This is a genomic window from Stenotrophomonas sp. SRS1, assembly GCF_026130205.1.
Lineage (GTDB): Bacteria > Pseudomonadota > Gammaproteobacteria > Xanthomonadales > Xanthomonadaceae > Stenotrophomonas > Stenotrophomonas rhizophila_B.
The window spans coordinates 111587-132562 of the sequence record NZ_JAINFD010000002.1 but is presented as its reverse complement, the minus strand read 5'-3'; the positions used below and the strand labels follow the sequence as shown (position 1 = coordinate 132562).

16 protein-coding genes are annotated in these 20976 nt (G+C 68.4%); 4 read left to right on the top strand and 12 right to left on the bottom strand.

What is annotated here, in order from left to right:
* Positions 1-2: 2 nt before the first annotated feature.
* Both K4043_RS06330 and K4043_RS06325 read right to left on the bottom strand, forming a co-directional pair.
* Positions 3-911 (bottom strand): NAD(P)/FAD-dependent oxidoreductase, encoded by a 909-nt coding sequence (locus K4043_RS06330; RefSeq protein ID WP_265308634.1) that lies wholly within the window; start codon positions 909-911, stop codon positions 3-5.
* On the bottom strand, positions 901-1353 hold the full coding sequence (locus K4043_RS06325) for an Rrf2 family transcriptional regulator (protein ID WP_265308633.1): 453 nt from the start codon (positions 1351-1353) through the stop codon (positions 901-903). Before K4043_RS06325 ends, K4043_RS06330 begins: the two co-directional genes overlap by 11 nt.
* A gap of 181 nt (positions 1354-1534) precedes the next feature.
* Between K4043_RS06325 and K4043_RS06320 the strand changes: the two genes are divergently transcribed.
* Positions 1535-3667 carry a methyl-accepting chemotaxis protein gene (locus tag K4043_RS06320; RefSeq protein ID WP_265308631.1) on the top strand — a complete coding sequence of 711 codons (2133 nt, stop codon included), beginning with the start codon at positions 1535-1537 and terminating at the stop codon, positions 3665-3667.
* Between the two features lie 75 nt (positions 3668-3742).
* Here the strand turns inward: K4043_RS06320 and K4043_RS06315 are convergent, their stop codons facing one another.
* Positions 3743-4645, bottom strand: coding sequence for a LysR substrate-binding domain-containing protein (locus tag K4043_RS06315; protein ID WP_123729850.1), 903 nt, complete (start codon positions 4643-4645; stop codon positions 3743-3745).
* Positions 4646-4770: 125 nt separating this feature from the next.
* Here K4043_RS06315 and K4043_RS06310 point away from each other — a divergent pair, with 125 nt between their 5' ends.
* Positions 4771-5985 carry an MFS transporter gene (locus K4043_RS06310; protein ID WP_265308630.1) on the top strand — a complete coding sequence of 405 codons (1215 nt, stop codon included), beginning with the start codon at positions 4771-4773 and terminating at the stop codon, positions 5983-5985.
* Positions 5986-6134: 149 nt separating this feature from the next.
* A complete protein-coding gene (gene dkgB / locus K4043_RS06305) occupies positions 6135-6938 on the top strand; it encodes a 2,5-didehydrogluconate reductase DkgB (protein WP_265308629.1) in 804 nt (267 codons plus the stop codon).
* A 98-nt stretch (positions 6939-7036) separates the two neighbouring features.
* On the opposite strand, the gene K4043_RS06300 is transcribed toward dkgB, so the two are convergent.
* From K4043_RS06300 to mgtE, 3 genes are all read right to left on the bottom strand, one after another.
* Positions 7037-7735 carry an alpha/beta hydrolase gene (locus K4043_RS06300; protein ID WP_265308627.1) on the bottom strand — a complete coding sequence of 233 codons (699 nt, stop codon included), beginning with the start codon at positions 7733-7735 and terminating at the stop codon, positions 7037-7039.
* A gap of 47 nt (positions 7736-7782) precedes the next feature.
* On the bottom strand, positions 7783-10512 hold the full coding sequence (locus K4043_RS06295) for a bifunctional acetate--CoA ligase family protein/GNAT family N-acetyltransferase (protein WP_265308626.1): 2730 nt from the start codon (positions 10510-10512) through the stop codon (positions 7783-7785).
* Positions 10513-10586: 74 nt separating this feature from the next.
* Complete coding sequence (mgtE, locus tag K4043_RS06290) at positions 10587-11957, bottom strand: magnesium transporter (protein WP_070469987.1); 1371 nt, start codon at positions 11955-11957, stop codon at positions 10587-10589.
* 345 nt (positions 11958-12302) lie between these two features.
* Between mgtE and K4043_RS06285 the strand changes: the two genes are divergently transcribed.
* Positions 12303-14108: a monovalent cation:proton antiporter-2 (CPA2) family protein gene (locus K4043_RS06285; protein ID WP_265308625.1), complete on the top strand. Its 1806-nt coding sequence runs from the start codon at positions 12303-12305 to the stop codon at positions 14106-14108.
* Between the two features lie 72 nt (positions 14109-14180).
* Here K4043_RS06285 and K4043_RS06280 read toward each other — a convergent pair whose 3' ends face one another.
* From K4043_RS06280 to K4043_RS06255, 6 genes are all read right to left on the bottom strand, one after another.
* On the bottom strand, positions 14181-17516 hold the full coding sequence (locus K4043_RS06280; RefSeq protein WP_265308623.1) for an ankyrin repeat domain-containing protein: 3336 nt from the start codon (positions 17514-17516) through the stop codon (positions 14181-14183).
* Positions 17509-17775: a YcgL domain-containing protein gene (locus K4043_RS06275; RefSeq protein ID WP_123729843.1), complete on the bottom strand. Its 267-nt coding sequence runs from the start codon at positions 17773-17775 to the stop codon at positions 17509-17511. Before K4043_RS06275 ends, K4043_RS06280 begins: the two co-directional genes overlap by 8 nt.
* 258 nt (positions 17776-18033) lie before the next feature.
* Complete coding sequence (locus K4043_RS06270) at positions 18034-18471, bottom strand: excinuclease ATPase subunit (RefSeq protein WP_265308622.1); 438 nt, start codon at positions 18469-18471, stop codon at positions 18034-18036.
* A 78-nt stretch (positions 18472-18549) separates the two neighbouring features.
* On the bottom strand, positions 18550-19791 hold the full coding sequence (locus tag K4043_RS06265) for a beta-ketoacyl-ACP synthase (protein WP_265308621.1): 1242 nt from the start codon (positions 19789-19791) through the stop codon (positions 18550-18552).
* A complete protein-coding gene (locus K4043_RS06260) occupies positions 19791-20522 on the bottom strand; it encodes a 3-ketoacyl-ACP reductase FabG2 (RefSeq protein WP_121040865.1) in 732 nt (243 codons plus the stop codon). Before K4043_RS06260 ends, K4043_RS06265 begins: the two co-directional genes overlap by 1 nt.
* Positions 20519-20974, bottom strand: coding sequence for a hotdog family protein (locus K4043_RS06255; RefSeq protein WP_123730828.1), 456 nt, complete (start codon positions 20972-20974; stop codon positions 20519-20521). The genes K4043_RS06260 and K4043_RS06255 overlap by 4 nt, the downstream gene beginning before the upstream one ends.
* Positions 20975-20976: the final 2 nt, after the last annotated feature.

Here is a 20976-nt window from a genome sequence, read left to right as displayed (position 1 = left end):
TGTTATCGGCTGGCCCGGCTGTCCTCGGCGACCAGCGCATGGTGCAGGCTTACCCCGGCGCGCACGCCTTCGGCGCTGGCCAGGCTGATATTGCCCACCAGCGTTGCATCGCCCGCCGCGTAGATGCCGGGCACGCTGGTCTGCTTGCCCGCGTCGACCTGGATGAGCACGCCGATCGGGCTGTCCTCCAGCGCGCAGCCGAGCTGCTCGACCAGCGGTGCCGCCATGTGCTGCCGCGCGGTGACGAACAACGCGCGCAGTTCAACACGGCGACCATCGGCGAGCACGGCGGCACTCAGGGCCGGCGCCTCACCTTCCAGGCCAACCACCGCCGCATGCTCGATGCTGACCCCGCGGCGCTGCAGCGCGGCCAGGTCGTCGGCCTCCAGCGTCATGCCGCGCGCGAACAGGGTGACGTCGCCCCAGTCGGCGAGCAACGCGGCCATGGTGGCGGACTTCTCATGCCCGCCCAGCAGCCCGATCGCGCCGCCCCCGATCTCATAGCCGTGGCAGTAAGGGCAGTGCACGACGCTGTGGCCCCAGCGCTCGGCCAGGCCGGGCAATTCGGGCAGTTCGTCGCGGATGCCGGTCGCCAGCAGCAGCTTGCGCGTGGCCCAGCTGTCACCGTTTTCGGTGCCGACCACAAAGCCATCCACGGTTGGTTGGGCGGTGGTGACCGTGTCACTGATCCAGCGCACCGTGGGGTAGTCCAGCAGCTGGGTCTTGGCGTTGCGCAGCAGCTCGGCGCCGGCGATGCCGTCCTGACCGAGCACGCCGTGCGAATGCGCGGCGAAGCGGTTGCGCGGCAGGCCGCTGTCGATCACCAGCACCTCGCGGCGGGCGCGTGCCAGGATCAGGGCGGCGGACAGGCCGGCGAAACTGCCGCCGACGACAATCGCATCAAACGTCATGGGGAACTCCTGCAGCGTGGTGGGCCAAGTGGCGGGCGAAGGCCTCGCCCAAGGTGGCCAGGGTGGTGTCATGCAGGCGGGCCTCGAGCAGGGCCTGGGCCTGGCGGTAACTGTCGTCGAGCGCGTCGTTGACCACGCGCTGTACCGGGCAGCCGCGGCCGGTCTCGCGGGCGCCGGTGTGCAGCAGCGCAGGCGCACCGATGGCCACGTACACGTCATAGAGCGTGATCTGCGCCGCTTCCCGGGCCAGCTGGCTGCCGCCGCCATGGCCACGCACGCTGGTGACCAGCCCGCCCTTGTGCAGGGCGGACAGCAGGCGCCGGATCACCACCGGATGGGTTGGCAGGCAGGTGGCGAGCTGCTCGGAGGTGCGCGGGCCGTCCTGGCCGACCAGATGGGCCATCACGTGCAGCGCGTCGGAGAACTGGTTGCTGGATTTCATGTAACTACAATAGTTACGAAATAATTGCCTGTCCAGTCCTGTTTCGTTCCATGTGTGACCAATTTTCATCTACACGCCGTCGTCACAACGTTTAATGGAACGGTAACCGTGATTGGCGTCGCACTTCAGCCTGCTTTAGGCAGACCGATACCGCATTGCCCTTCCCCACTTTTCATTTCCCATGACGTCCTCCGCACCGGCGCGTCCACGCGCCCTGAGTCTTCAGTTCAAACTGCTGGGCGCGCTGTCGCTTGGCCTGATCATCATTGTCCTCGCCGCCCTGGCCGGGCTCGGTTCGGCGTGGCGCAACCTCTCGACCGAGGTCCCTCCCGAGCTCGCCCGCAAGGCACAGGCCGAGCTGCTCCAGCGCGAGTTCCGCCTGCAGGTGCAGGAATGGAAGAACGTATTGATCCGCGGGGCGGACGACGCACAGCGCGAACGCCACCTGGCGGCATTCGATGCGGAGGGACGCCGCATCGCCGAATTGGCGGGCACGCTCGCCACCAGCCGCGACGAGCAGACGCGCACGCTGGCCAACCAGTTCCTGACCGAACATCGTGCCCTGGAGGCCCGCTACCGCGGGGCGCTGGAGGCGTTTGCCGCCAGTGGCTATGACACCCAGGCGGCCGATGCGCTGGTGCGAGGCGCTGATCGCAGCGTTGGGACGACACTGGACGCGCTGGCGACACGCGCCAACGAACGTGCCGAGTTCGAAACCAATGCCACCTCCGAGCGCGCACGTGCCGCGCTGGTGGCATCGGCGATCACGACGGCGCTGGCAGCCGCGGTGCTGCTGGTGGTGCTGGCGCTGTGGCTGCGTCGCGCGGTGATCGCACCCGTGATCGCGGTGGAAGCAGCCGCCCGCGCCGTCGCACGCGGCGATCTGGAGCACACGATGGTGGTGCGCAGCCGCGACGAAATCGGCCGTCTCGGCACGGCGATGACCGAGGTGACCCAGACGCTCAAGGCCGTACTGGATGCGCAGGCAACCATGGCTCAGCGCCACGACGCCGGCCAGATCAGCTACCGCATGGATGCCGACGCCCTGCCCGGCGCTTACGGTCAGATGGTGCGCGAGAACAACACCTTGGTCGCCAACCACATCCAGGTGAAGCTGCGCGCGATCGAGGTCATGGGCCGCTATGCGGTCGGTGATCTGTCGGTGGACATGGAGCGCCTGCCCGGCGAGAAGGCGGTGATCACCCAGGCGCTGGACACGGCCAAGGTCAACCTCGGCGCGATCAATGCCGAGATCAAGCGACTGGCCGAGGCGGCGGCGTTGGGTGATTTCAGCCTGCGTGGTGATCAAGCGCGCTACCAGCACGACTTCGGCGAGATGGTCGGCGGCCTCAACCGCCTGATGCAGACCACGGAGCAGGATCTGGGCGAGGTCTCACGCGTGCTGCAGGCGATTGCCGGCGGGGATCTCAGCGCGCGCATGCACGGCGATTTCCACGGTGTGTTCGCGCGCATGCGCGATGACATGGCGCGCACCACCGGCCAGCTGACCACCATCGTTGGCGACATCAAGCACGCGGCCCAGTCCATCCAGACGGCCGCGGGCGAGATCGCCGCGGGCAACAGCGATCTGTCGCGCCGCACCGAGCAGCAGGCAGCGAATCTGGAAGAGACCGCCGCCTCGATGGAAGAGCTGACCTCCACGGTGCGCCAGAACGCCGAACACGCACGCCAGGCCAACCAGCTCTCGATCAGTGCAGCCTCGGTCGCCTCGCAGGGCGGTGAGGTGGTCGGCCGGGTGGTCACCACGATGGGCGCGATCCAAGGCTCGTCGCGGCAGATCGCCGAGATCATCAGCGTCATCGACGGCATCGCCTTCCAGACCAACATCCTGGCGCTCAACGCCGCCGTGGAAGCGGCACGAGCCGGCGAGCAGGGCCGCGGCTTTGCGGTGGTCGCCAGCGAAGTACGGACGCTGGCGCAGCGTTCGGCCGGTGCGGCCAAGGAGATCAAGGCGTTGATCGATCAGTCCGTGGCCGATGTCGACAGCGGCGCAGCACTGGTGCGGCAGGCCGGGCAGACCATGGGCGAGATCGTCGGCAGCGTGCAGCGCGTCACCGACATCATGGCCGACATTGCCGCCGCGTCGCAGGAGCAGTCGGCCGGCATCGAGCAGGTCAACCAGACGGTGGTGCAGATGGACGAGACCACGCAGCAGAACGCGGCCTTGGTGGAGGAAGCCTCGGCGGCGGCGCGCAGCATGGAAGAGCAGGCCGTCGCCTTGAATGCGGCGGTGGATGTGTTCGTGCTGGATGCCGGGCGCGGTGTGGTGAGCGGATTGGCCCGCGCGGCGTGATGCAGCGGTAGAGCCGGCCGCTGGCCGGCAACCGCACGCAGCACGCATCGGAATGGCGCCGGCCAGCGGCCGGCACTACCGGACGTAGGGGGTCCCCACCATGGCCTCGGCCAGGTGATCCAGGAACGAGCTGATCCGCGCCGAGACCGCCGTGTTGCGGTAGTACACGGCGTGGATCGGCTGGCGGACCTCCACGGTGAGGTCCGGCAACAGCTGGACCAGGGTGCCCGCCTCGCGGTCGCGGTGAGTCATGAAGTCGGACAGGCAGACGATGCCCACCCCTTCCAGCGCGAGCCGGCGCAGCGTTTCACCGCTGGAGACTGCCATCGCCGGGCGGACGTGCAGCAGCGCGTCCGTCGCGCCGGGCAGCGGCCAGTGATTGAGTGAGTCGGGCTCGTTGAAGCCCAGCAGGGTGTGCACGCCAAGCGCCGCCACATCACGCGGGGTGCCGTGCTGCTGCAGGTAGGCCGGGCTGGCCATCACGCGCAGGCGGCTGTGCGCCAGCGGCCGCGCATGCAGGGTGGAATCGGCCAATGGCCCGATCCGGATGGCCACATCGGTGCGCCGCTCCAGCAGATCGATGTAGCGCTCGCTGCTGTTGAGCTCCAGCGTCACCTCGGGATAGCGCGCGCGGTAGCTCGCCACCAGCGGGGCGATCACGTGCAGCACGAACGGCATCGCCGCATCCACCCTCAGGCGCCCGGCCGGGCGTTGGCGCCGGGCGGCGATCTGTTCCTCGGCCGCTTCCACCGAGGCCACGATCGCGCGGGCCTGTGCCAGGAAGCCGTCCCCTTCCTCGGTCAGCTGCAGGCGACGGGTGGTGCGGGTCAGCAGCGTGGTGCCGAGTTTCTCCTCCAGCCGGCCCAGCGCCCGGCTGACACCGGACGTGGTCTGGCCCAGCTGCGCGGCAGCGGCGGTGATCGATCCGCTGTCGATCACGGCGATGAAGGCCTGCATCTCATCCAGAGTGGTTTTCATGTCAGCGGCATCGGGGGCTCGCCCTATTATTGACCATGGGGCAACAGTGATTGGCGTGAAGACCGCTTTTTTTGCAAGAGTGCGGCGCGCAGACTGCGCAGCCTTACTCCCACCGGTATCCGTCCATGTCCCGTGGTATCCCCTTGGCCTTGTTGGCGTTGACGCTGGGTGCGTACGCCATCGGCACGACTGAATTCGTCATCGTCGGCCTGATCCCGACCATCGCCGCCGACCTCGGCGTCACCCTGCCCTCGGCCGGCCTGCTGGTATCGCTGTATGCGCTTGGGGTGGCGGTCGGTGCGCCGGTGCTTACCGCGCTGACCGGCCGCGTGCCGCGCAAGACCTTGCTGGTCGCGTTGATGCTGTTGTTCACCCTTGGCAACGTGATCGCCTGGATGGCCCCGGGCTATGGCGCGCTGATCGTGGCGCGCGTCCTGACCGGCCTGGCGCACGGCGTGTTCTTCTCGATCGGCTCGATCATCGCCACCTCGGTGGTGCCCAGGGAAAAGGCCGCCAGCGCGATTGCGATCATGTTCACCGGCCTGACCGTGGCGCTGGTGACCGGCGTGCCACTGGGTACCTTCATCGGCCAGCACCTGGGGTGGCGCGCCACCTTCCTGGCCGTGGCCGCGCTGGGTGTGATCGCGTTGATCGGCAGCCTGCTGTTCGTGCCGCGTCATCTGCAGCGCAGCGCACCGGCCACCTTTGGCCAGCAACTCGCCGTGCTGGCCCAGCCGCGGCTGCTGCTGGTGTATGCGATCACCGCACTCGGCTACGGCGGCACCTTCCTGTCCTTCACCTACCTGGCCTCGATCCTGCAGGACGTCACCGGTTTCTCGGCCAATGCGGTCAGTGGCGTGCTGCTGGTCTACGGCGTTTCGGTGGCAATCGGCAACCTGTGGGGCGGCCGCCTGGCCGACCGTCGGGGCCCGATCCCCGCACTGAAGCTGATCTTCGCGTTGCTCGCCGCGGTGTTGTTCGTGCTCACCTTCACCGCCTACAACACCTGGCTGGTGCTGCTGACCGTGCTGGCGCTGGGTGCGGTGGCGTTCGGCAACGTGCCCGGCCTGCAGGTGTATGTGGTCAAGCAGGCACAGCGTTTTGCCCCGCAGGCCGCCGATGTGGCCTCGGGCCTGAACATCGCCGCGTTCAACGTCGGCATCGCGCTCGGTGCCTCGCTGGGTGGCCTGGTGGTCGATCACTTCGGCCTGATGCACACCCCGTGGCTGGGTGCACTGGTGGTGATGGGTGCGTTTGGACTGACCGTACTGAGTGGCCGCCTGGACCGCCGCGATGGGGTTGCCGACCGCGCCGAAGGCATCGCCGTGAGTGCGCACTGATCGATCCCGACGTCGGACCGACGGTCGGCATCACGCGACAACAGCCGACCCACGATTCGTTTCACGCAACCGCAGCCGACCCACGGTCGGCTCTACGTCGCTTTACGGTGCACGGCGTAGCCTGCACCTCACCCCATGAAGGAGTTTCCATGAGCATTCCCGCATTCGGCCTCGGCACCTTCCGCTTGAAGGGCCAGACCGTGATCGACTCGGTGCGCAACGCACTGGATGTCGGCTACCGCGCCATCGATACCGCGCAGATCTACGAGAACGAAGGCGAGGTCGGCCAAGCCATCGCCGAGTCCGGCGTGGCCCGCGACGATCTGTTCCTGACCACCAAGATCTGGATCGCCAACTTCCACCACGACGCGCTGCTGGAGAGCCTGCGCGAGAGCCTGCGCAAGCTGCGCACCGACCACGTCGAGCTGACCTTGATCCACTGGCCGTCGCCGAAGGATGCGGTGCCGATGGCCGAGTATCTTGGTGCACTGGCCAACGCCAAGTCGCAGGGCCTGACCCGACAGATCGGCATCTCCAACTTCACCATCGCCCAGACCCGCCAGGCCATCGAGATCCTCGGGGCCGATGCGATCGCCACCAACCAGATCGAAGTCCACCCCTACCTGCAGAACCGCGCGCTGATCGCGTTCCTGAAGGACCAGGGCATCCAGGTCACCGCCTACATGAGCCTGGCCTACGGCGAAGTGCTCAAGGACCCGGTGATCCAGGCCATCGCCGCGCGTCATCAGGCCACCCCGGCCCAGGTCGCGCTGGCGTGGGCGTTGCAGCAGGGCTTTGCGGTGATTCCGTCCTCGACCAAGCGCGACAACCTCGCCGGCAATCTGCTGGCTGCGGAACTGCGCTTGAGCGATGAGGACATGGCGCAGATCGCCACGCTGGACCGCGGGCATCGCCTGGCGAATCCGGAGGGAATCGCGCCGGCCTGGGATTGATCGGGTGCGTGCCGACCAACGGCCGGCACCTACCGGAAGCGGCCAGCGCCTGATCACGGCATGGACATCATCGGGTAGTGCCGGCCGCCGGCCGGCACCTACCGGAGCAACCAGTCCCGCATCGCCGCGCTGACCTCGTCGGGCTTCTCCATCGGGGCCAGATGGCCACAATAGGGCAGCACCACCAGGGTTGAATCCGGCACCAGCGCATGCATCGCCTCGCTGATCGCCAGCGGGGTGATACGGTCGTTGGCACCGCACACGATCAACAGCGGATCGCGGTACCCGGCCAGCACGTCATGGCCATCCTCCCGGTCCAGTGCGCTCTGGCGCAGGAACACCTCCGCGCCCAGCCGCGCGGTCATATCGCGTACGCGCTGCACCAGCACATAGTCATCCAGCCGCGAGGCGTCGATGTAGCTGCGCATCAACGTGTCGCCGAAGCCGTGGAACTTTCCGGGCAGACGCACGCTTGCCTGCTGTGTCTTCCGTTGCGCGGCGCGCTCGGGCGAGTCGGCATGGATCGAGGTATCGATCAGGGCCAGCCGCAGCACCCGCTCCGGCGCGGTGCGCAGGATCTGCTGGGCGACGAAGCCGCCGAGGGAAAAACCGGCCAGGGCGAAACGTTCGGGCGCCTGCGCCAGCACGTCGTCGACCACGGCCTGCATCGTCTCGCCGCGGGTCTGGTCGCCCACGATGCACTCGGCGATATCGGACAGGTCGGCGATCTGCGCACGCCAGAGTTCAGCGTCGTTGAGCAGGCCGGGGAGCAGCAGCAGGGGGAGGCGGTCGGTCATTCCGTATTGTCGCCCCGCCCACGTGCACGCGCCGTACCGCGATCGGCTCAGTGCGTTGCAGGATCGGGCGCCTGCGGCACCTGCACGTCCTGCACCGGCAGGGTCACCACCATCACCGTCGAATCGTCCGGGTCGAGCCGGGTCTTGAAGCCCAGGCTCTGGCACATCGCCAGCATGGTGCTGTTCTCGCGCAGCACCTGGCCTTCGATGATGTTCAGGCCGAGCCACTGGGCGTACTCGATCATGATCGCCATCAGCCGCCAGCCGATGCCATGGCCCTTGAGGTCGGAGCGGATCAGGATGCCGTACTCGCCACGGTCGTAGTCCGCATCAGCGTGCAGGCGCACGGCACCGAGCATGTCGCCACTGCGCGGATCGATCGCCACCAGTGCGATGGAGCGGGCGTAGTCGAGCTGGGTCAGGCGCGCGATGAACTCGTGGCTGAAATGCTTCACCGACTGGAAGAAGCGCAGGCGCAGGTCGTCATCGGTGACGCGCGCGAAGAAGGCGCGGAACAGCGCGTCGTCCTCGGGGCGGACCGGGCGTACAAAGGCGGGGGCGCCGTCGGACAGGGTGATGGTGCGCTCCCACTCCTTCGGGTACGGAAATACCGCGAAGCGTGGGTGGCCGCGGCCCTTGTGCAGTTTGCGGGACGGTTCGATCGCCACGCGCGCATCGAGTGCGATCACGCCGTCGCGGTCAGCCAGCAGCGGATTGATGTCGAGCGTGCGGATCTCGGGAATGTCGGCGGCAAGCTGGGCGAGCTTGACCAGGATCAGCGCGACTGCACGTTCGTCGGCGGCCGGGACATCGCGGTACGCCTTGAGGATGCGTGAGACCCGCGTGCGGCCGATCAGTTCATGCGACAGGCGCAGGTCCAGCGGCGGCAGGGCGATCGCTTTGTCATCGATCACTTCCACCGCGGTGCCGCCGCGACCGAACACGATCACCGGGCCGAAGGTCGGGTCGTCGGCGATCCCGGCAATCAACTCGCGCGCCTTGGGCCGCACGATGGTCGGCTGCACCAGCACGCCATCAATGCGCGCATCGGGCCGCTTTTCGTGCGCGCGCGCGATGATCGAGGTGGCTGCCGCATGCACGGATTGCAGGGTACTGAGGTTCAAGCGCACGCCATCCACATCGGACTTGTGTGGGATATCGGCCGAGAACACCTTGATCGCCACCGTGGCGCCCTGCTCCAGCAATGGCTGGGCCAGGTCCATCGCCTCGTGGGCATCACGGGCCTGCATCACCGGCGCCGACGGAATGCCGTAGGCGCTGAGCAGCTGGTGGGTGGCGATCGGGTCCAGCCATTGCTGGCCGGCCGCGAGCGCAGCCTCCACCAGCGCGCGGGCGCCGACGGTATCGACCACGAAATCCTCGGGCAGACTGGGTGGGGTTTCCATCAAGGCGGCCTGCGCGTCGCGGTAGCGCACCAGATGCTGGAAGCCGCGGACCGCCTCGGCTTCGGTCGGATAGGTAGGCACGCGCGCGGCATTGAGCGTGGCCGTGGCACGATCGTCGTTGCCCAGCCACACCGCGAACACCGGCTTGTCGCGGTGGTGTCGCGGTCGCAGGCCGAGCGTGCGGGTCAGCGCCTGCGCGGCATCGGCCGAGGAGGTGAACGCGGTCGGCACGTTGACCACCAGCACGGCGTCGTTCTCGGTATCGGACATGAGCGCTTCGATCGCCGCGGCGTAGCGGTCGCCGTCGGCATCGACCACGATGTCGACCGGATTGCTGCGCGACCAGCCTTGCGGCAGCACCGCATCGAGTTGTGCGACGGTGGCCGGCGACAGCTCGGCCAGGCTGCCGCGCAGGGCCAGCAGCTGATCCACCGCCAGCCGCCCCACCCCACCGCCGTTGCTCAGGATCGCCAGCCGGCGACCCGGGAAGGTGCCGAGCCGGCCGAGTGTTTCGGCCGCGGTGAACAACTCATCCAGCGCGCTCACGCGCAGCAGGCCCGCACGGTTGAATGCCGCGCCGTACACCGCATCGGCACTGGCCAGTGCCTGCACGTGGGTATCGGCATCGGGATTGATGCGGATGTGGCGGCCGGATTTGACCACCACCACCGGCTTGGCGCGCGCCGCGGCACGCGCGGCCGACATGAACTTGCGCGCATCGCGGATGTGCTCGACGTAGAGCAGGATCGCGCGGGTGCGGTAATCGGTGGCGAAGTAATCGAGCAGATCGCCGAAGTCGACATCCAGGGTGTCGCCGAGCGAGACCACGGCGGAGAACCCGACCGAGCGTGCCACGCCCCACTCCACCAGGGCCGCGGCAATCGCGCTGGATTCGGAGATCAGGGCCAGATCGCCGGCCTGCGGGAAGTGCGCGGCGATGCTGGCGTTCAAGCGCGCATGCGGGGCGATCACGCCCAGGCAGTGCGGGCCGAGAATGCGCAGGCCCTTCGGCCGGGCGGCCGCCTCCACCTGCGCGGCCAGCGAGCCCGGGCCTTCGCCCAGGTTGGCAGTGAGAATGATCGCCGCGCTGACACCGCGCTCGGCGGCGGTGGCCACCACCTGCGGCACGATGCTGGCCGGGGCGGTGATCACCACCAGTTCGGGCACCCAGTCCAGGTCCTTGAGCCGCTTCACCGTGCGGATGCCATCGATCTCGCTGTAACGCGGATTGATCCAGGCCACCTTGCCGGGGAAGCCGGTGCCGCGCAGATTGCGCATCACCGCGCGGCCGGCGGAGCGTTCACGTGGGCTGCCGCCGATCACGGCGACCGACTGCGGGCGGAAGACAGCTTGCAGGTGGTAGGTGCTCATGCGATCAGACAGTAACAGGGACGGAGGTGATTAATAATCACCCCCGTCTCTGTTATTAACTACCTCCGTCCCTGTTAAAGCAGGGTGCCGCGCAGGATCATCGCGGCGATGCTGAAGTAGATGACCAGGCCGGTGACGTCCACCAGCGTGGCCACGAACGGGGCCGAGGCGCTGGCCGGGTCGAAGCCCAGGCGCTTGAGGATGAACGGCAGCATCGAGCCGGACAGCGAGCCGAAGGTGACGATACCGACCAGTGCCGCGCCGATGGTCAGTGCCAGCAGCTGCCAGTGCTCGCCGTAGTCGTGCAGGCCCAGCAGCTGCCAGGACACGATGCGGATGATCGCCAGCACGCCCAGGATCGCACCCAGGGTGATGCCGGTCGGCACCTCGCGCAGCGCCACCTTCCACCAGTCGCGCAGGCGCAGCTCACGCAGGGCCAGGCTGCGGATCAGCAGCGAGGTCGCCTGCGAGCCGGAGTTGCCGCCCGAGCTCATGATCAGCGGGATGAACAGCGTCAGCACCACCGCGCGTGCCAGCTCGTCTTCGTAGTGCTGCATCGCGCTGGCGGTCAACATTTCGCCAAGGAACAGCACGCTCAGCCAGCCGGCCCGCTTGCGCAGCATCTCGAAGAAGCCGATCTGCATGTACGGCTTTTCCAGCGCCTCCATGCCGCCGAACTTGTGCACGTCCTCGGTGGATTCTTCGATCAGGGCATCGAGGATGTCATCCACCGTGACAATGCCCAGCACATGGTGCTGCGCGTCGACCACCGGGATCGCGAGCAGGTCATGGCGGCGGATCAGCTGCGCCACCTCTTCCTGATCCAGCTGCACCTCCACCGTCACCGGCGGGTTGACCTGGGCGACGTCGAGGATGGGCTCCTCAGGCAGCCCGGTGATCAGCCGGCGCATGGTGACTACCTGCACCAGCGCCCGGGTGTGCGGATCCAGCACGTAGATCGCGTAGACGGTCTCGCGGGTGCGCTCGACCTCGCGGATGTGCTGCAGGGTGCGCCCGACCGTCCAGTCCGAGGGCACACTGACGAACTCGGTGGTCATCAGCGCGCCGGCGGTGTGCGCCGGGTAGCTCAGCAGCTGCTGGATCGCCTTGCGCGCCTCCGGGCTGAGCAGCGGGATCAGGCGCGCGCGCTCGTCCTCGTCCAGCTCGTGGACGATGTCAGTGGCGCGGTCATCGGCCATCAGCCCGAGCAGGGCGGCCGCGCGTGCCACCGGCATGGCCGCCACCAGATCGCCCCCGCGGTTGAGCTCGGGCTGCTCGAGCATCTTCACCGCGCGCGGCAACGGCAACGCGGCCAGCGTGTCGGCGGCGCGCGACAGGCTCAGCGTGTTGAGGAATTCCACCGCGTCGGCAGTGTTGAAATTATCGAGGGGTGCGCTCAACGAGGCGGCATCGGCCACCGGGCGCAGCAGGTCTTTCTGGTTCATCGTATTCGCCTGTGGGTATCGCATTGCGCGACGCCAACGCTGGCGAACCGACCCGTGTCAGGCGGTCGCCATCGCTGGCGTCGAGCAAGGTCGACTTCTACTGTCGCTGGACATGGGTTGGGGACTCCGGAAGGGTTTACTGCCGACGGCGGACGCCAGCAGCGGCGGGCAGTCTGGACCTGGGTGTGACGCAGGTCAACCCTTGTGCTGAACCCCGTTCCGGTGGGAGTCGCCTTCCGCACCCATCGCGGTCGCATAATGGCGCGTGGCCCCGGCCACAGGCCCCGGGCCGCCCGGGGAGGCCTTCCACCCGCACGGCACACACCCCCATGAGCAGGTTCCCCCATGCATAGCGGCGCGCTCGAGCTGGCCCTGGTGCTGCTGCTGGCCGCGGTGATCGCGGTGCCGGTCTTCAAGAAACTCGGCCTGGGCGCGGTGCTCGGCTATCTGGCCGCGGGCGTGGTGCTCGGTCCGGATGGCCTGGGTTTCGTGCAGGACGCCGACCGCATCCTCAGCGCCGCCGAGATCGGCGTGGTGATGCTGCTGTTCGTGATAGGCCTGGAGCTGTCGCCCGCGCGCCTGAAGGTGATGCGCCGCTCGGTGTTCGGTGCCGGCGCGCTGCAGGTCGCGCTGAGCGCCCTGGTGCTGGGCAGCCTGCTGATGCTGGATCACTTCCAGTGGAAGAGCGCGTTGATCGTCGGCATCGCGCTGGCCTTGTCCTCCACCGCGGTCGGGCTGCAGCTGCTGTCCGAGCACAAAGCGATCAACAGCGATTACGGGCGCCTGGGCTTCGCCATCCTGCTCTTCCAGGATCTGATCGCGATCCCGTTGCTGGCCGCGATTCCGCTGCTCGGCGGTGCGCGCAACGACACCCTGCAGTGGAACGACGTGGCGATCGCGATCGGCGCGCTGGCGGTGGTGATCCTGTGTGGCCGGCCGGTGCTGCGCCGGCTGTTCAACATCATCGCGCGCACGCGCAGCCCGGAAGTGTTCACCGCCACCGCGCTGCTGGTGGTGCTGGGCACCGCATGGTTCATGCAGGAGGCCGGGCTGAGCCCCAGCCTGGGCGCGTTCCTGGCCGGTGTGCTGTTGTCCGACTCGGAATTCCGGCACGAACTGGAATCACAGATCGAGCCGTTCAAGGGCCTGCTGCTCGGCCTGTTCTTCATCGCCGTCGGCATGGGCATCGACCTGGACCGCATCGTCGCCGAGCCGATGATGATCGCGGCAGGCGTGGCGATCCTGCTGGTGGTGAAGTTCGGCCTGCTGTTCGGGATCGGCAAGCTGGCCAAGCTGCGGACCCGCCACGCGGTACTGCTGGGCAGCGTGCTGTGGCTGGGCGGCGAGTTCGCGTTCGTGGTGTTCAACGAGGCGCAGCGCGCGCACCTGCTTGGCAGTGCGAACCATGATCGGCTGGTGGCGATTGTCGGCCTGTCCATGGCGATCACGCCGCTGTTGATGATCGGCCTGATCCGCCTGTTGGGCCACGATGAAGGCCCCAAGGCGCCTGCCCAGCCCGCCGACAAGGTCGACATCACCGATGTGCAGCCGCAGGTGATGATCGCCGGCATGGGCCGCTTCGGGCAGGTGGTCGCGCGTCTGCTGACCGCGCAGAAGATCCCGTTCGTGGCGCTGGAGTCCAATCCGGATACGGTCTCGGACCTGCGCCGCTTCGGCAACAAGCTCTATTACGGCGACCCGACCCGGCCGGAAATGCTGCGTGCCGCCGGCGGCGAACATATCCGCGTGTATGTGGTCACGCTGGATGATCCAGACGCCAACATGCGGGCTACGCGTTTGATCCGGCGGATGTATCCGGATGCGGTGGTGCTGGTGCGCGCGCGTAACCGCCAGCATGCGTGGCGGCTGATGGACATGTCGGCCGAACCATTCCGCGAGGTGTTCGGGACCAGCCTGGAACTGAGCGAACGGATGCTGATCGCGCTGGGCATGTCGGTGGAGAGTGCGCGCAGCCATGTGCAGCGCTTCCGCGAGCATGACGAGAAACTGCTGCGCGATCAGTACCTGGTGTACGACGATGAAGCGGCGGTGATCCAGACCTCGCGCGATGCGCGTGCGGACCTGATGCATCTGTTCGAGGCGGATGCGGAGAGTGATGGGAAGGGGGTGCACGGCAACCCACCGCGTTGATGAACCTGCAGGTGCACCTGCCCGTGCCTCATTGAGCGCTGCCGGCCAGCGGCCGGCACTACCAGGCGGGGCTCAGCCGTTATCGCGCAGGAACCGGGCCATCGAAGACACGCCCGGCACCAGCGGCTCGAACTCGCCGGCAACGTCGATGAAACCGCGCATCACCGCGATCTCGCGCGGGCTGCGGTTGAGCGCATCGCGCACATCCGGGTCGGCACCGGCACGCAGCAGGCGCTGCACCAGCAGCGGCAGCCCGTGCAGGGCTGCCAGATGCAGCGGGCCGAAACCGCGCGGATCGCGCACCTCCAGCGACACGTCTTCGTCGAGCAGGCGCTCCACCGCGGCGAGCACGATCTGCTCATCGCAGGCGGTGCCCGGTTCGGCGCGGGCACCGAGCAGCAGCAGCAGCGGCGTGACCGAGCCGGCGGCGGCCTGGTCCGGTTCGGCGCCGGCCAGCAGCAGCGTGTCCAGCAGGGCGAGCAGACGCGAGCGGTCGCGCGCACTGAAGCCGTACAGCGCAGCGCAGTGCAGCGGGCCGAGCTGCTGTGCATCGCCCGCGTGTACGTTGGCGCCGGCGGTGAGCAGGCGCGAAACGATGTCCGGCAGGCCCAGCGCCGAGGCCAGCATCAGCACCGTGACGCCGCCCGGCAGGCGGTACTCCAGTTCGGCACCTGCATCGAGCAGGGCCGAGACGATGTCGATCTGGCGCATGCTGACCGCGGCCGACAGCGGCGTCGCACCACTGGCGGCGGCATGCTGCGGATTGGCGCCACGGGTAAGCAGCAGATCGACTACCGCCAGGTGCCCGCCACCGGCGGCACGCAGCAACGCGGTGCAGCCCTGGGCGTCGACCACATCAACGCCGAAGCCGAGATCGATCAGGCGACGCACGGCATCGGCGTCACCGGCCATCGCGGCCGCCGGCAGGTCGCCGTCGCGCAGCGCGCGGCGGGGCAACGGCCACACCCGCCAGTCCAGCCAGTCAGCCAGATCGCGGCGGCCGATCGACAGGGCCACGCCCAGCGGGGTCTGGCCGTCGGCGGCGCGGGCTTCCGGTGAGGCGCCCTGCTGCACCAGCAGCTTGATCGAGCCTTCGCGCGCGAGCGCGGTGGCCAGATGCAGGGCGGTCATGCCATGGCTGTCGCGTGCTTCGCGGTCCACGCCCTGGGTAAGCAGGGCCTGCTGCAGGCGCAGCCAGCCCAGCCGCACGGCCAGCGACAGCGGCGGATCACCGGCCGGCGACGGCGCGAATGGATCCGCGCCGCGTTCCAGCAGTTCAAGCGCAAGCTGTTCCAGCCCGCGTGAGGCGTGGTCGTGCTGGGCGCAGGCGCTCAGCAGACGCGCCAGACCACCGCGACCGGCCGGGGACAGGCCACGGCGCAGCAGTATCTGCAGCGCAGGCACCGCGTCGATGCCCCGCGCCAGCAGCGCGAACATCGGGGTGTCACCGCAGGCATCCAGTACCTCCGGCGCCGCGCCGTGGGCGAGCAGCCAGTCCAGCGCCTGCGGATCCAGCGCCAGTTCGGCCTCGTGCAGCAGCGCACCAAGTTCCTCCGGCGCACACAGGCGGGCCAGCGCGGCCATGCCCTCCACGTTGCCGAAGCTCAGCGCTTCGCGCAGCAGTTCCAGCGGTGGACGATCCGGCAGCGAGGGCGAGGCCGCATCGCTGTCGCCGGACATCACCAGCCCGTCGCTGACCGCGGACGGCAGCGGATAGGCGGGGTCCAGCAGCGAAACGATCGCCCAGCGCCCGGCGCCAGCAGCGATATCCACCGCACGACGGCCCTGCGGATCGGCCACATCGACGGCGATACCCAGGTCACGCAGGCGGCGGATCAACAGCGGCGAGACGTTCTCGGCCATGCAGGCCAGCAGCACCGCGTTGCGGCCTTCCCCATCGACGGCATTGAGATCGGGGTGGTGCGGCAGCAGGTGTTCGACCACGCCGGCACGGCCACCCCGCGCGGCTTCCAGCCACGGGGTACGCGCCAGTGCGTCACGGGCTTCCAGATTGGCGCCCGCTGCGAGCAGCACGTCGATGATGTCGACATGGCCGGCCAGCGCGGCTTCGTGCAGAGCACTGCGGCGCTGGCGGTCGCGCGCATCGGCGCGGGCCTTGTGTTTGAGCAGCAGCTGCACACCGGCCGGATCGTCTTCTTCGGTGCCGGCGGCAGCCAGCAGCACCGGCGTGCCCTCGGCCGGCTCGGTCCTGGCCCCACGTTCCAGCAGGAACTTGGCCAGGCGCCAGTTGCCGACCTGGCAGGCCACGGCCAACGGTGACCAGCCATCGTCGTTCAGCGCATCCACTTCGGCAGCGGCATCGCGCAGCAACGCGGCGACGCCGGGATCGGAACTGCGCGCGGCGTGATGCAGGGGGGTGTTGCCTTCGCTGTCCACCGCACGCGGGTCGGCGCCGTTGGCGAGCAGGGTCATCACCGCTTCGGGGCGGCCGTGCCAGCTGTCGCGGGTAGCGGCCAGCAGCGGGGTCATACCGCGATGCGGCGCGTTGACGCCCACGCCGCGGGCGATCAGTTCACGCAGCAGGCGCAGGTCGGGCAGCACGGCCGCGAGCACGGCCAGGCTGCGCTGGTCGCGCCAGGCCGGATCGGGCAGCCCGTGCGGATCGGCACCGGCCTGAAGCAACTGCAGGGCGCGGTCGACCCGGCCGCTGCGCGCGGCGTCGTACAGCGCCGGCTGCTGTTCGTGCAGGCCGATCGATTCCAGCGGCGTGGGCTCGGCATACGGCTCGGCGAACGGATCCTCGCGCGCATCACGGGTCTGCGCCGGCAGCGTCGCGGTCAACGCGTCAGCCGGTGCGATCGCCTGCAGCAGCAGATGTGCCAACGGCGACAGCACGACGACGGCAGCGGCGACCGGCCAGCGCAGCGCTTCCGAAACCAGCCCGGGCCATGCCGGCAACACCACCAGCGTGCACACGAGTACCACCAGCGCGGCGACGGCCAGGCCGCGCCAGGCGGTCAGATCACGCCCGGCCAGGGTCTGCCAATGGCGGGCCAGGCTGCCTTCGCTGCGTTCCACGTCATTCCACAACGGCCAGGTCCGCCAGACCCCTAGCAGCGCGGCGCTGACCGCCACGCTCAGGCCCAGCACGGCCGCCAGGCTGCCACTGTCATGCAGCGCCCCCAGCGGCCAGGCCACCAGCAGGGTCAACAGCAACGGGCCGAGGGACCACAACGCCAGCAGGGCCGGCGCATCCTGCCGGGCGACCTGCGGCAGCGGCAGCACGGGGCGGGTCCGGCGCCACCACGACACCGCCAGCGCGAACGCGGGCTGGGCCAGCGCGGCGCATACGGCACCGGGCACGCCACCGACGGCCGCAGCCAGGGCCAGCAGCACACCGAACGCGGCAGCGGAGGCAACGGCGCGGGGGCGTTGGGGGTCAGTCATTGCGTCGCGGCATCCGGACCGGCGTCAACGGTGGCGGCGGCAACTGCAGATGGAAGCCGCGCTCGGTCAGGTTCTGGCGCACTTGTGCGGCATCGGCCTGGGCGAGGCGACGGTCGGGAGTCAGGGCCACTTCGAGAACGAACTGGAACGGCGCCAGCGAGGCCTTCACCGCGTCAGGGATGACCGAGAAGTCATCACGAACGGCGAGATAGACGAAGCTGTCCTGCTTGCGTTGGCTTTTATAGACGTAGGCTTGCATGCCGCAGGGCTTTGCCCAGGGTAGTGAATGACATTGATTGTGGAGGAAAGCTGGCACAGGTGAAAGCTGCGTGCACTGTCCCCGTCGGTTTTCCGTCGCGCGACAGCATCAGGTTCATCAATGTCGCGATGTCGTTCAGCTGGGCGCCGCTGCAGTCTGCCCATGCCGCCGTGATGAATACGTGGCCGCGGCGGGTCTGTCGGTGCCCACGGCCGCCGATTCCGCAGACCACCGCCCACAAGGCGGTGGTCTTTCGGCTTACTTCACCTTGGCGTAGGTGCCCTTCAGCGCCACGCCGGCCAGGATCGTGCCCGCATAGCATTCGTAGTTGGTGGTGCTCTTGAACTCGTTCTTCTTGTAGTAGCTGACGATGTCGACCACGGCGTTGGCGCCGCGCGACTTGGCGCCATCCTGCAGCGCGCGCAGCGCCGACAGAGCCACCCAGCGGCAGGCTTCGGCATCGCTCTTGTTGGCCGCGTTGGTCTTCTTGTTGGTGACATCCTCACCCAGGCGCTGCAGCACGCTGACTTTCTCACCGGCCAGATAGAACTTCACGCTGCCGTCGATACCCACATTGCGGGCTTCGGCGGAATTGACCAGCTCATGCAGCGACTGTTCCACGCGGGTATCACGGGCCTGGGCGGTGCTGGCGACAGCCAGCAGGGCGGTGGCGGCAATCAGGGCAAAACGACGCATTCAACTTTCTCCTTGTTGGGGGGGGACGCGAGGGGTCTACGGAAACGGACGGCCCGCACGGCAGGCCGGAAACAGCGGTCAGTCCTGCCAGCGGCGGAAGATCAACGAGGTGTTGATGCCACCGAAGGCGAAGTTGTTGCTCATGACGTAGTCGGTCTGCAATGCGCGCCCTTCGCCATCGATGTAGTCCAGCGCGCCGCAGCGCGGATCGACCTCGTGCAGGTTCAGGGTCGGGGCGAACCAGCCATCGCGCATCATCTCGATGCTCAGCCAGGCCTCGAAGGCGCCGCAGGCCCCGAGCATGTGCCCGACGTAGCTCTTGAGCGAGCTGATCGGCATGCCCGGTCCGAACACCTGGTGGGTGGCCTGGGTTTCAGCGATGTCGCCGTGCTCGGTGGCGGTACCGTGCGCGTTGACGTAGCCGATCCGGTCGGCAGCCAGGTCAGCATCGTCCAGCGCCAGCCGCATCGCCTGGGCCATGGTGCCGGCGCTGGGCTGGGTGACGTGCTGGCCGTCGCTGTTGGTGCCATAGCCGACCACTTCGGCCAGGATCGTGGCGCCGCGCGCCTGCGCATGCTCCAGCTCTTCCAGGATCAGCGTGCAGGCGCCCTCGCCCAGCACCAGGCCATCGCGGTGCGCATCGAACGGGCTGGGCGTGGTCTGCGGCGCATCGTTGCGCACGCTGGTGGCGAACAGGGTGTCAAACACCGCCGCGGCGGTGGCGTCGAGCTGCTCGGCACCGCCGGTGACCATCACCGTCTGCTTGCCGCTGCGGATCGCTTCATAGCCCGAACCCACGCCCTGGCTGCCCGACGTACAGGCGCTGGAAGTCGTGTAGACGCGGCCGGACAAGCCGAAGAACACGCCGATGTTCACCGGCGAGGTGTGGCTCATCATCTTCAGGTAGGTGGTGGCGCTGATACCGTCAGTGGTGTGCTCATGCAGCATGCGGCCGAACTCGGCGGTGGCCTCGTGGCTGCCCGAGGACGAGCCGTAGGCCACGCCGGCCATGCCGCTGCGCAGCACCGGATGGCCGAGCAGACCGGCCGCCTCCAGCGCCAGCTCGGTGGCACGTACCGACATCACCGCCACCTTGCCCATGCTGCGGGTGGTCTTGCGGTTGTAGTTGGACGGGAGTTCGAAATCTTCAGCCGGTGCAGCCAGGCGGGTGTTGAGGCCATCGAAGACCTCCCACTCGGGGATGTAGCGCACGGCATTGGTCCGCGCCTGCAGGCGCGCCCGGATGCTCGCCCAATCCTGCCCGAGCGGGCTGATGGCAGCGGCGCCGGTGACCACGACACGACGATCGGGGCGGGCCATCAGACCATGCCTCCGTTGACCGAGATCACCTGGCGGGTGATGTAGCCGGCCGACTCGGAGAGCAGGAAGGACACGGCCGCAGCGACCTCCTCCGGCTGGCCCAGGCGGTTGGCGGGAATCAGCTTGAGCGCGTGCTCGACCACTTCTTCATTGACCATCTCGGTCTCGATCAGCCCGGGGGCCACGCAATTGACGGTGATCGCGCGGCTGGCCAGCTCCAGCGCCAGCGCCTTGGTGGCGCCGATGATGCCGGCCTTGGCCGCACTGTAGTTGGTCTGGCCACGGTTGCCGACCAGGCCGGACACCGAGGACAAGGTCACGATGCGGCCCGGTTTGCGCCGGCGCACCAGCGGCATCACCAGCGGGTGCAGCACGTTGTAGAAGCTGTCCAGGTTGGTGTGGATGACCGCATCCCAGTCCTCCGCGGGCATCGCCGGGAAGGCACCGTCGCGGGCGATGCCGGCGTTGCAGACCACCCCGTAATACGTGCCGTGCTCGGCGATGTCCGCTTCCAGCGCAGTGCGCGCGGCATCGCGGTCGCTCACGTCGAACATCAGCACCCGGGCCTGCCGCCCCAGCGCCTGGATCTCGGTCACCACGGCCTGCGCGTCCTCGATGCGGCTGCGGCAATGCACCACCACGTCGAAGCCGTCGCGCGCGCAACGCAGCGCCACGGCACGGCCGATGCCACGGCTGGCGCCGGTCACCAGCACAGTCAAATTCCCTGTCATGCCTCTCCACTCTCCAGATAAGCCGCTGCATCCGTGGGTTGGAACACGGAAACGTTGGCGACTGCCACTTCGATATCGCCCGCCAGGATCCGGCAGGCGAACATGCCCAGGCCATTCTCGCCCAACAGCTCGCAGTTCGCCTCCACCCGCAGGCAGCTGCCGGCGGCAAAGTATGGCTGGTGGGCGGTGTAGCGACGGCTGCCGAGCAGGAAGCCGATCGAGGGTTCCGCACCGGTCTGCCAGGCGCGGCACCCGGCCCAGGCGGCGATCGCCTGGGCCATGTATTCGACCCCGACCCAGGCGGGCACGCCGTCGGGGGTGCAGAACAGACCCTGCGTCGGGACGTCCACCTCGACCGCGATGGACTCGTCCTGCCAGGCCACCACGCGGTGGATCAGGCGCATGCTGTCGCGGTGCGGAAGCACGGCGTCGATGTCGGGGGGCAGCGGCATGC

Excerpts from the sequence above, each read along its gene's own strand:
- K4043_RS06310 (WP_265308630.1), top strand. The coding sequence starts at position 4,771 with ATGTCCCGTGGTATCCCCTTGGCCTTGTTGGCGTTGACGCTGGGTGCG.
- K4043_RS06270 (WP_265308622.1), bottom strand. The coding sequence starts at position 18,471 with ATGCGTCGTTTTGCCCTGATTGCCGCCACCGCCCTGCTGGCTGTCGCC.
- K4043_RS06325 (WP_265308633.1), bottom strand. The coding sequence starts at position 1,353 with ATGAAATCCAGCAACCAGTTCTCCGACGCGCTGCACGTGATGGCCCAT.
- K4043_RS06330 (WP_265308634.1), bottom strand. The coding sequence starts at position 911 with ATGACGTTTGATGCGATTGTCGTCGGCGGCAGTTTCGCCGGCCTGTCC.
- K4043_RS06300 (WP_265308627.1), bottom strand. The coding sequence starts at position 7,735 with ATGACCGACCGCCTCCCCCTGCTGCTGCTCCCCGGCCTGCTCAACGAC.
- dkgB (WP_265308629.1), top strand. The coding sequence starts at position 6,135 with ATGAGCATTCCCGCATTCGGCCTCGGCACCTTCCGCTTGAAGGGCCAG.
- K4043_RS06260 (WP_121040865.1), bottom strand. The coding sequence starts at position 20,522 with ATGACAGGGAATTTGACTGTGCTGGTGACCGGCGCCAGCCGTGGCATC.
- K4043_RS06275 (WP_123729843.1), bottom strand. The coding sequence starts at position 17,775 with ATGCAAGCCTACGTCTATAAAAGCCAACGCAAGCAGGACAGCTTCGTC.
- K4043_RS06320 (WP_265308631.1), top strand. The coding sequence starts at position 1,535 with ATGACGTCCTCCGCACCGGCGCGTCCACGCGCCCTGAGTCTTCAGTTC.
- K4043_RS06315 (WP_123729850.1), bottom strand. The coding sequence starts at position 4,645 with ATGAAAACCACTCTGGATGAGATGCAGGCCTTCATCGCCGTGATCGAC.
- K4043_RS06285 (WP_265308625.1), top strand. The coding sequence starts at position 12,303 with ATGCATAGCGGCGCGCTCGAGCTGGCCCTGGTGCTGCTGCTGGCCGCG.
- K4043_RS06255 (WP_123730828.1), bottom strand. The coding sequence starts at position 20,974 with ATGCCGCTGCCCCCCGACATCGACGCCGTGCTTCCGCACCGCGACAGC.
- K4043_RS06295 (WP_265308626.1), bottom strand. The coding sequence starts at position 10,512 with ATGAGCACCTACCACCTGCAAGCTGTCTTCCGCCCGCAGTCGGTCGCC.
- mgtE (WP_070469987.1), bottom strand. The coding sequence starts at position 11,957 with ATGAACCAGAAAGACCTGCTGCGCCCGGTGGCCGATGCCGCCTCGTTG.
- K4043_RS06265 (WP_265308621.1), bottom strand. The coding sequence starts at position 19,791 with ATGGCCCGCCCCGATCGTCGTGTCGTGGTCACCGGCGCCGCTGCCATC.
- K4043_RS06280 (WP_265308623.1), bottom strand. The coding sequence starts at position 17,516 with ATGACTGACCCCCAACGCCCCCGCGCCGTTGCCTCCGCTGCCGCGTTC.